We start from the raw sequence: 9,890 nt of genomic DNA on the forward strand, positions 1-9,890 counted from the left end.
TTCCAGTAATCGTAGAACGCCTTGACGCGCATGAAGCCGCCGTAATTTTCGTAGGTCACGCCGATGTCCGAGACGGCTTTCGCGACGACCGAAACCGGATCGTAGCGTTCGGTATTGACGTTGCCGTCATCGTCGTTGGTGCCGTAAGTGGTGCCGGGTCCACCCGCGCAGCCGCCATTGCCGGACGATATCTTGGCGCAGTCCTGGCCCCCGGTACGGATGGTCGCACCGACCGAAACGATCGTGTCCACCTGCACCTTCACGTCGCCAAGCTGCATTTCGCTTGCCGCCGCACCCGATGCAAATGTCAGAAAACCCGCAAGACTCAACGCTGCGTATTCATGCACGCGCATGCACGCCCCCTCCCTTTTCATGTCCCGCCACCGGCCAGACGCATAGCGCCTGCCGTGGCATCCCGAAGAGAGATACGCAGGGGAAGAAATCAGCGGGCGGGTGGCTCGCGATTTTTTTGCGTGAGAGGGACGAGAGGCCGGGGGCTACTCTTTCCTGTCGCCGGACTTCGGCTTTACCGGCGGCTGGGCGAGGTAGTTGAGGGAGAGGCGGCCGCCATCGACATAGACGGTCTGGCCGGTCATGTAGCTCGCCGCGCCCGATGCGAGGAAGACGGCGACGGAGGCGATTTCCTCCGGCTGGCCGATGCGTCCCAAGGGCGTGCGCGACATGAGCATCTTGTTCGCGCCGGGATTGTCATTGACGTTGCCGGCCATCGGCGTCTGGATGGTGCCGGGCCCGATCGCGTTGACGCGGATGCCATAGGGCGCGAGCGCAAGCGCCATCGCCTCGGTCAATTGCTTCACGCCGCCCTTGGACGCCGCATACGCGACCTGGGTCGGGATCGCGACGACGGCATTGATCGACGACATGTTGATGATGGTGCCGGGCGCGTGACCCTCGTCGATCTGCGCGACCATGCGCTGCGCGACCGCCTGGCCGACGAGAAAGTGGCCCTTGAGATTGGTACGGATGACGCGGTCGAAGGCCTCTTCTTCCAGCGTGAGGAAATCGCCGCCCGCGACGATGCCGGCATTGTTGACGAGAATGTCGATCTTCTCGAACGCCTCGCCCGCCGCGCAGACGAGATTGCGCACATCGAGACGCTCGCCGACATCGCAATAGCGGAAGATCGCCTCGCCGCCGCGATCCGCGATTTCCTTCGCGACCAGCTCGCCGGCTTCTTCCTCGACATCGGTGACGACGACCTTCGCGCCTTCATCCGCGAAGGCATGCGCGATGGCGCGCCCGATGCCGCTCGCCGCGCCGGTAACGATCGCAACCTTGCCGTTGAGTGTGGTGCCGGATGCCATGGGGTACTCCTTGTCGCCCAAAAAGGGGGGTCGCCGGATGCGGGCGTTATAGCACCGGACGGGCGCTTGTGGGAGGGCACGGTTTGCGCGCGGGCGTAGCGTTTGTTGAGGGGATGTGGGGATGGGGGAAGGATGAACGGAAGGGGGTGGAAAGAAGGGGGTGGAGAGAAGGGTTGGGAGGAATGAACGCTGTACATCCCCCCAACATCGTCTTTGCCGGGCTTGACCCGGCAATCCAGAAGCCACGAAACGTGGCGTCCACTTCGCAAACTCCTCACAGCAGATCGTCAAACAGATCGCGCCAGTCGGGGTTCTCCTTCTCGATCAATGCAAGCTTCCACGCTCGCGACCAGTGCTTGATATTCTTCTCACGCTGGATTGCCGCTCGCGCCATCGTATGAACTTCATACCAGACGAGCTGCTTCACACCGTAGCGGCTGGTGAAACCTTTGATGGCTTCTTCCCGATGCTCTGACACGCGCCGCAAAATGTCATTGGTGACGCCTGTGTAGAGCGTGCCGTTTCTCCCGCTTGCCAGAATGTAGACGTAAAAATCTCTCATCCTCGGAGTCTGGGGCACTGGATTGCCGGGTCAAGCCCGGCAAAGACAAGGGGGGTGGAGTGGACCCCGGCTTTCGCCGGGGTGACACCTTTATTTCTGGTGCCCCCCTACCGCGCCAGTTCCCTCTCCAGCACCGCCTTGATCTCCTCGAGGATTGCCGGGTCGTCGATGGTGGCGGGCGTGGTCCATTCGGCGCCGTCGGCGATCTTGCGCATGGTGCCGCGGAGCACCTTGCCGGAGCGGGTTTTGGGGAGGCGCTGGACGACCATCGCCTTCCGGAAGGACGCGACGGGACCGATCCGTTCACGGATCAATTGCACGGCCTCCTGCTCGATCTCGGACGAGGGCCGCGAGACGCCCGCGTTGAGGACGAGGAAGCCGACCGGGACCTGGCCCTTCATCGCATCCGCAATGCCGATGACGGCGCATTCGGCGACATCCGGATGGGCGGCGAGGACTTCTTCCATGCCGCCAGTTGAGAGGCGGTGGCCGGCGACATTGATGATGTCGTCGGTGCGGCTCATCACATAGAGATAACCGTCCTCGTCGAGGAAACCGGCATCGGCCGTCTTGTAGTAGCCGGGATAATCCGCGAGATAGCTTTCGCGGAAGCCCGCCTCGTTTTCCCACAGCGTCGGCAGGCAGCCGGGCGGCAGCGGCAGTTTCACGACGATGGCCCCGGTCGTGTTCGGCCCGACCTGTTTGCAGGCTTCGTCCACGACATGGATTTCGTAGCCGGGCAGCGACACCGAGGGCGAGCCGTGCTTCACCGGGAGCCGCTCGATGCCCATCGGGTTCGAGACCATCGGCCAGCCGCTTTCGGTCTGCCACCAATGGTCGATCACCGGACGGCCGAGCGCCTTCTCCGCCCACTGGATCGTGTCGGGATCCGCGCGCTCGCCCGCGAGATAGAGCACCTCGAATTTCGAGAGATCGTATTTGCCGACAAGCTCGGCCTTCGGGTCTTCCTTGCGGATGGCGCGGAAGGCGGTGGGCGCGGTGAAGAGCGCCTTCACGCCATGCTGCGAGATGATGCGCCAATAGGTGCCGGCATCCGGCGTGCCGACGGGCTTGCCCTCGAAGAGGATCGTCGTGCAGCCATGAAAAAGCGGCGCATAGACGATGTAGGAATGGCCGACGACCCAGCCGACATCGGAGGCGGCCCAGAACGTGTCGCCGGGGTCGATGTCATAGACGTTTTTCATCGACCATTTGAGCGCGACCATGTGGCCGCCATTGTCGCGGACGACGCCCTTGGGCTTGCCGGTGGTGCCGGATGTGTAGAGGACATAGAGGGGATCGGTGGCGGCGACGGAGACGCAATCGGGCTTGTTGTTCGCGGCGGCGGCCTTGTCCATCTCGGCCTTCCAGTCGAAATCGCGGCCCGGGATCAGCGGCGCTTCTTCCATCTCGCGCTGGAGGACGATGCAGGCGGAGACTTCATGGGCGCTCATCTCGATCGCCTTGTCCATCAGCGGCTTGTAGGCGATGACGCGGCCGGGTTCGAGGCCGCAGGAGGCCGAGACGATGAGCTTCGGCTTGGCGTCGTCGATGCGCGTCGCGAGTTCCTTCGCCGCGAAGCCGCCAAAGACGACCGAATGGATCGCGCCCAGCCGCGCGCAGGCCAGCATGGCGACGGCGGCCTGCGGCACCATCGGCATGTAGATGAGGACGCGGTCGCCTTTCTTGATGCCATGGGATTGCAGCACGCCCGCGAAGGTGGCGACCTTGTCGAGCAGTTCGGCGTAAGTGAATTTTTTGACGCGGCCGAGCATGGCGCTGTCATAGATGAGCGCGGTGCGGGCGCCGTGGCCCGCCTTCACATGACGGTCGAGCGCATTCCAGCAGCTATTCGTCTCCGCGCCGACGAACCAGCGGGAGAGACCGTTTTTCTCTTCGAGGATTGTGTCGGCGGGCTTGAACCAGTCGATCTCTTTGGCGGCCTCCGCCCAGAAGCCTTCCGGATCGCGCTTCCAGGCGTCGTAGGTGTCCTTGTAGCGTCCCATGATGTCCTGCCCCGTTCGCGTTTGTTTCTTGTTGGGGAGGTTTTAGCACGGGCGGCGGGAGGATTCATGCCCCCACCTTGCCGCGCCCCCGCCCCCTTAGTAACGTCGGCGGAACACTTCCCTTCCCGCGCGAGGCCCCCATGACGACAAACCCTTTTGAAACCGACCTCGACCGGAACGCGGCGAACCATCAGCCGTTGACGCCGATGAGTTTCCTGAAGCGGGCGGCGGAGGTTTATCCGGGAAAGCTCGCGGTGGTGCATGGGGACATCCGGCGCGACTATGCGGAGTTTTATGCGCGCTGCCGGAAGCTTGCCTCGGCGCTGTCGGAGCGGGGCATCGGGCTTGGCGACACGGTGGCGGTGATCGCGCCGAACATTCCGGCGATGCTGGAGCTGCACTATGCCGTGCCGATGATCGGCGCGGTGCTGAACACGATGAACATCCGCCTCGACGGCGCCATCATCGGCTTCATGCTGGATCACGGCGAGGCGAAGGCACTGTTTGTGGACCGCGAATTTTCCGCACTGGGCAAGGAGGCGCTGGCCAAGGCGAAGGTGAAGCCCTTCGTGATCGACATCGACGACAAGGAATATGACGGCCCGGGCGACCGGATCGGCGAGGCGGAATATGAGGACTTCCTCGGACAAGGCGATGCGAAATTCGACTGGTCGCTGCCCGCCGACGAATGGCAGGCGATCAGCCTCAATTATACGTCGGGGACGACCGGCAATCCGAAAGGCGTCGTCTTCCATCATCGCGGCGCCTATCTGCTGGCGATGGGGAACATCGTGACGGCGGGGATGACCGGCAATTCCGTCTATCTCTGGACGGTGCCGATGTTCCATTGCAACGGCTGGTGCTTCACCTGGTCGATGAGCGTGATCGCCGGCACGCATGTCTGCCTGCGCCGCGTGACGGCCGCGAACATCTTCAGCGCCATCGCGGAACATGGCGTGACCCATATGGCGGGCGCGCCGACCGTGATGAGCTTCCTCATCAACGCGACGGCGGAGGAGAAGAAACCGCTGCCGCACACGGTTTCCTATTTCGCCGCCGCCGCGCCGCCGCCCGCCGCGACGATCCGCAAGCTGGAGGCGGAAGGCTTCAACGTGATCCATGTCTATGGGCTCACGGAAACCTACGGCCCCGCCGTGGTGAACGCCTGGCACGACGAATGGGACGAACTGGAGGTGAATGCGCGGGCGCAGGTGAAGGCGCGGCAGGGCGTGAACTATCCGGTGCTGGAAGGGATTTCCGTGCGCGACCCGGAGACGATGGAGGAAGTGCCGCGCGACGGCGAGACCATGGGCGAGGTCATGTTCCGCGGCAATGTCGTGATGAAGGGCTACCTCAAAAACCCGAAGGCGAGCGCGGAAGCCTTTGCCGGCGGCTGGTTCCATTCCGGCGACCTCGGCGTCTGGCATCCCGACAATTACATTCAGCTCAAGGATCGCTCGAAGGACATCATCATTTCCGGCGGCGAGAACATCTCCTCGCTCGAAGTGGAGGACGTGCTCTACAAGCATCCCGACATCATCGAGGCTGCCGTGGTGGCGCGGCCGGACGAAAAATGGGGCGAGACGCCTTGCGCCTTCATCACGCTCCGCAAGGGCGCGACGCTGAGCGAGAAGGACGTGATCGGCTATTGCCGCGAGCACCTGGCGCATTTCAAATGCCCGAAGACGGTGGTGTTCACAGACCTACCGAAGACCTCGACGGGCAAGGTGCAGAAATTCAAGCTGCGGGAGCAGGCGGGGGAGCTTTAGGGGCACGGCACCTTCTCTGCCACCCTCCCCCTGCGGGAGGGTGGGAAAAGATTTCAGCGCGCTCCGGAAATGCAAAACGCCGGGCACATGCGCCCGGCGTTGGATCTCTTGCTTTGGATCTTGCGGTCAGGCTGCGTCTCTGTTGCCGGTCAGCCTCTCGATCTCTTCCTTCAATCGCAATTTCTGCTTTTTCAGTTCGGCTATATGAAGGTCGTCGCTGCTGGGGTGATGAATCTGGTGGTCGATCTCCTGTTCCAAAGCCCTGTGTCGATCACGAAGCTCGGCAATATGAGACTCCAAAGCCATCTCTGTCCGTCCTTTCGTTAAGCCCTTAACGGCAAAAATTGTGACTCTTTTTTTGCGGCTTGTCGAACGCTTCCGGGAGCGCCGGAAACCCAAGCCCCTCGCAAATCCGGCCGCCGCCGTGTATTGGTTAAGGTTATGAACAGGACGGACAAAAAGCCGCGTCTCATCGTGGGAATATCGGGGGCATCGGGCGTCGCCTATGGCGTGCGTGCGCTTGAAATCCTGAATTCACTGGGCATCGAAACGCATCTCGTTATAACCCGGGCGGCGGAAATGACGCTCGGCTACGAGACCGGGCTGAAGGTGAAGGACGTGGAGGCGCTGGCGCATACGCGCTACCGGATCGAGGATATCGGCGCGGCGATCGCGAGCGGCTCGTTCAGGACGCTCGGCATGATCGTGGCGCCCTGCTCCATCCGCACCATGTCGGAAATCGCGACCGGCGTGACCTCGTCGCTGCTGACGCGGGCAGCCGACGTGGTGCTGAAGGAACGGGGGCGGCTGGTGCTGATGGTGCGCGAGACGCCGCTTCACACGGGCCACCTGCGGACCATGACGCAGCTCTCCGAAATGGGCGCCATCATCGCGCCGCCCGTGCCGGGGCTTTATGCGAAACCCGCATCCGTGGACGAACTGGTGACGCAGACGGCGGCGCGCGCGCTCGACCTCTTCGACCTCGAGGCGGACGAGACGAAACGCTGGGGCGAGGACCTGAAGGACGGACGGCGGAGCCCGGTTCGTGTAAAAGAGGGACGGACACAGAAGCGGCGCCCCAAAGCATGACCGAGCAGGAAGAAGACGAGCTGCGGCAGACACTCGCCACGCTCAAGGAAGAGCATCGCGACCTCGACGCCGCCATCTCGGCGCTGGAGGCGCTGCCCATGCCGGATCATCTGCAGATCAAGCGGCTGAAGAAGAAGAAGCTGCACCTGCGCGACCGCATCCAGGAAATCGACGACCTGCTGTTCCCGGACATCACAGCGTAGAGCGGCGGAGCGAACCGCTCTCGCACTGAAGCAGCGCCACGCGTGACAGCCCCCGCCCCAAACGGCTTGCAGCCGTTTGACCCTCCCCGAGGGGAGGGTGGGAAGAGGGTTATGGGGCGCCTCCTTGCTTCCACCCTCCCTTGGGGGAGGGTCGACAAAATTCGAGCGAAGCGATGAATTTTTCGGGGCGGGGTTACGGCCTCGCGTCATCTGGCCAGCCATCCTTCGCGAACGCCGCACCGCTGCGACCCCTCCCCAAACGGCTTGCAGCCGTTTGACCCTCCCTCAAGGGGAGGGTGGGAAGATAAAAAGGATCAGGCGGGGCCGCCGCGCTTGGCTTCGTACATGGCGCGGTCGGCGCGGGCGAGCGCCTCGTCGGGCTGATCGTCGCCGGTGAAGGAGATGGCACCGACGGAAATCGTGAGCGGGATGTCCTTGCCCTCGAAGGAGGCCGGCTTGCCGGAAACGAGCGCGGCAAGCGAGGCGGCCTTGGCCCGGGCGGTGGCCTCGTCGGCGCGGGCGAGAATGACCCCCAGTTCGTCGCCGCCGAGACGGCCGACAATGTCGCTCTCGCGGACATTGTCGAGGACGAGCTTCGCGAGATGATGGAGCGCCGCGTCGCCCGCCGCATGGCCGTGGGCGTCGTTCACCTGCTTGAAATTGTCGAGGTCGAAATAGACGAGCCCGGCCGGCTCGTTGTAGCGGCGCGCATAGGCGATGGTGCGGCTGAGCTCGCGCACGAAGGCGCGGCGGTTGAGGACCGGGATGAGCGGGTCGCGATCGGCCAGTTCCTCGCTCTCGCGCAGCCGCTCGCGCATGGCGGACACCTCGCGGCGGAGGTCCGCGACCTCGCCCATGAGCTGCATCAGCGCATCGCGCACGCGCGGCGTGATTTCGGCTTCGGGGATACCCATGACGCTGGCGCTGTCGGAGACGGTACGCCCGCCCGCGGCTCCGCCGGAAGACGCCGCCGCCCGCGCCTTCTCGCGCTCCCGCGCGGAGACGGCCGAGACGCTGCCGAGGGGCTTGGGGTCGCCGATCTTCATGAAATGTCGCTCGCCGCCTTCTGGCTCCGATTCGCGTAGCCCAAAATGCCATTGTTCGGCGGAAAGCGCCATGTGGGCGGGCGCCGGAAAGCTCCCGAATGACCATAACTGGCCGGGCCGGGAGGCGGCATGCCAGCTTTTCCGCCCCTCCCCCGCCTTCCTTGCCAAGCCGGTTCCCATGCCTATACTCCCTCGCTTTCCAAAACCGGCGGGCCCCCGAGGGCGTGCCAGACGGTGGGGCGCGGAAGGCAGGATGGCAGCGAAGAGACCGGGCGCGGCACGGGCGAAAGCCCCCGCCAAAACCTCGAAAAAGCCTCTGGTCGGCATCATCATGGGGAGCCAGTCGGACTGGCCGACCATGCGCCATGCCGCCGAGGCGCTGGAGGCGCTGGGCGTCGCTTACGAGGCGCGGATCGTCTCGGCCCACCGGACGCCGGAGCGCATGTTCGACTATGCGAAATCGGCCAGGGGGCGCGGCCTCAAGGTCATCATCGCGGGCGCGGGCGGCGCGGCGCATCTGCCGGGCATGACGGCCTCGCTGACGCCGCTGCCTGTCTTCGGCGTGCCCGTGCAGTCGAAGGCGCTGTCGGGCGAGGACAGCCTTCTCTCCATCGTGCAGATGCCGGGCGGCATTCCCGTCGGCACGCTCGCCATCGGCGAGGCGGGCGCGAAGAATGCCGGGCTGCTCGCCGCCGCCGTGCTGGCGCTGTCGGACGAGGCGCTGGCAAGGCGGCTCGACGATTACCGCGCGAAGCAGACGGACGCCGTGGGGCTGAGCCCGGAGGAGCGGTAGTGGCGACTATCCCCCCCGGCGGGACCATCGGTATTCTGGGTGGCGGACAGCTTGGACGGATGCTCGCCATGGCGGCGGCGGAGCTGGGGCTGCGCACGCACATATATTGTCCCGACGAGGAATTGCCGGCGGCGGACGTGGCCGGCGAGACGACGCGCGCGGGTTATGACGACGAGGCGGCGCTGGCGCGCTTCGCGGATGGCGTCGATGTCGTGACTTACGAATTCGAGAATGTGCCGGCGGCGGCGGCGCGCATATTGAGCGAGCACAGCATCGTGCGGCCGGGCCCGATTGCGCTGGCGACGGCGCAGGACCGGCTGGTGGAGAAGAACTTCCTGAAGGCGCAGGGGATCGCGACCGCGCCTTTCGCGGATGTGAGCGACGAGACGAGCCTGCGCGATGCCGTGGAAGCGATCGGCACGCCGTCGATCCTGAAGACGCGGCGCTTCGGCTATGACGGCAAGGGACAGGCGAAGATCGCGGCGCCGGAAAACGCGCTTGCCGCCTATGACGAGATCGGCCGCGCCCCCGCCATCCTCGAAGGCTTCGTGCCTTTCGAGCGGGAAATCTCCGTCGTCGTCGCGCGCGGGCTCGACGGCGAAACGGCGGCCTACGATCCCGTCGAGAACATCCACAAGAACCACATCCTCGACCGCACGCTGGCGCCCGCCGCGCTGACGAAGGCACTCGCCGACGAAGCCTGCGCGATCGCGGCGCGCATCGTCTCCGAACTCGATTATGTGGGCGTGATGGGCGTCGAGATGTTTCTGCTGCCGGAGAGCGGCCCGAAAATCAGTCATGCGCGGCGGCTCCTCGTCAACGAGATCGCGCCGCGCGTCCACAATTCCGGCCACTGGACGATGGATGCCTGCGCGGTGAGCCAGTTCGAACAGCATGTGCGCGCGATCTGCGGCTGGCCGCTCGGACGCCCCGACCGACACTCGGACGCGGTGATGACGAACCTGATCGGCGACGAGGTGGCGGACTGGGCGCGGCTCGCCGCCGAACCGCAGACCGCGATCCATCTCTACGGCAAGCGGGAAGCCCGGCCCGGCCGCAAGATGGGCCATGCGACAAGGCTTTACCCGCTGGGCAAG

At 64.8% G+C, this 9,890-nt stretch carries 11 protein-coding genes; 5 read left to right on the forward strand and 6 right to left on the reverse strand.

The window, feature by feature from the left end; all coding sequences use genetic code 11:
* The 4 genes from Q8S60_RS12275 to Q8S60_RS12290 all read right to left on the reverse strand — a co-directional run.
* Nucleotides 1–353 (reverse strand): DUF1302 family protein (locus Q8S60_RS12275; RefSeq protein ID WP_305668592.1); only part of this gene is annotated, 353 nt, incomplete at its 3' end.
* A gap of 144 nt (nt 354–497) precedes the next feature.
* Nucleotides 498–1,325, reverse strand: a complete 828-nt coding sequence (locus Q8S60_RS12280; protein WP_305326127.1) for an SDR family NAD(P)-dependent oxidoreductase — start codon at nt 1,323–1,325, stop codon at nt 498–500.
* A gap of 274 nt (nt 1,326–1,599) precedes the next feature.
* Nucleotides 1,600–1,887, reverse strand: coding sequence for a GIY-YIG nuclease family protein (locus Q8S60_RS12285; protein WP_305326128.1), 288 nt, complete (start codon nt 1,885–1,887; stop codon nt 1,600–1,602).
* Between the two features lie 107 nt (nt 1,888–1,994).
* Complete coding sequence (locus Q8S60_RS12290; RefSeq protein WP_305326129.1) at nt 1,995–3,893, reverse strand: propionyl-CoA synthetase; 1,899 nt, start codon at nt 3,891–3,893, stop codon at nt 1,995–1,997.
* Between the two features lie 140 nt (nt 3,894–4,033).
* Between Q8S60_RS12290 and Q8S60_RS12295 the strand changes: the two genes are divergently transcribed.
* Complete coding sequence (locus Q8S60_RS12295; RefSeq protein WP_305326130.1) at nt 4,034–5,662, forward strand: acyl-CoA synthetase; 1,629 nt, start codon at nt 4,034–4,036, stop codon at nt 5,660–5,662.
* A gap of 126 nt (nt 5,663–5,788) precedes the next feature.
* Here the strand turns inward: Q8S60_RS12295 and Q8S60_RS12300 are convergent, their stop codons facing one another.
* A complete protein-coding gene (locus Q8S60_RS12300; RefSeq protein ID WP_305326131.1) occupies nt 5,789–5,968 on the reverse strand; it encodes a YdcH family protein in 180 nt (59 codons plus the stop codon).
* Nucleotides 5,969–6,103: 135 nt separating this feature from the next.
* Between Q8S60_RS12300 and Q8S60_RS12305 the strand changes: the two genes are divergently transcribed.
* Nucleotides 6,104–6,751 (forward strand): UbiX family flavin prenyltransferase, encoded by a 648-nt coding sequence (locus tag Q8S60_RS12305; protein WP_305326132.1) that lies wholly within the window; start codon nt 6,104–6,106, stop codon nt 6,749–6,751.
* Nucleotides 6,748–6,954 (forward strand): YdcH family protein, encoded by a 207-nt coding sequence (locus Q8S60_RS12310; protein WP_305326133.1) that lies wholly within the window; start codon nt 6,748–6,750, stop codon nt 6,952–6,954. The genes Q8S60_RS12305 and Q8S60_RS12310 overlap by 4 nt, the downstream gene beginning before the upstream one ends.
* 314 nt (nt 6,955–7,268) lie before the next feature.
* Here the strand turns inward: Q8S60_RS12310 and Q8S60_RS12315 are convergent, their stop codons facing one another.
* On the reverse strand, nt 7,269–8,000 hold the full coding sequence (locus tag Q8S60_RS12315) for a GGDEF domain-containing protein (protein ID WP_305326134.1): 732 nt from the start codon (nt 7,998–8,000) through the stop codon (nt 7,269–7,271).
* Nucleotides 8,001–8,331: 331 nt separating this feature from the next.
* On the opposite strand from Q8S60_RS12315, the gene purE reads away from it, so the two are divergent.
* Nucleotides 8,332–8,793 carry a 5-(carboxyamino)imidazole ribonucleotide mutase gene (purE, locus tag Q8S60_RS12320; RefSeq protein WP_305326155.1) on the forward strand — a complete coding sequence of 154 codons (462 nt, stop codon included), beginning with the start codon at nt 8,332–8,334 and terminating at the stop codon, nt 8,791–8,793.
* Nucleotides 8,793–9,890 (forward strand): 5-(carboxyamino)imidazole ribonucleotide synthase (locus tag Q8S60_RS12325; protein ID WP_305668593.1); only part of this gene is annotated, 1,098 nt, incomplete at its 3' end. The genes purE and Q8S60_RS12325, both read left to right, overlap by 1 nt.

Source organism: Parvibaculum sp., assembly GCF_030694575.1.
GTDB lineage: Bacteria > Pseudomonadota > Alphaproteobacteria > Parvibaculales > Parvibaculaceae > Parvibaculum.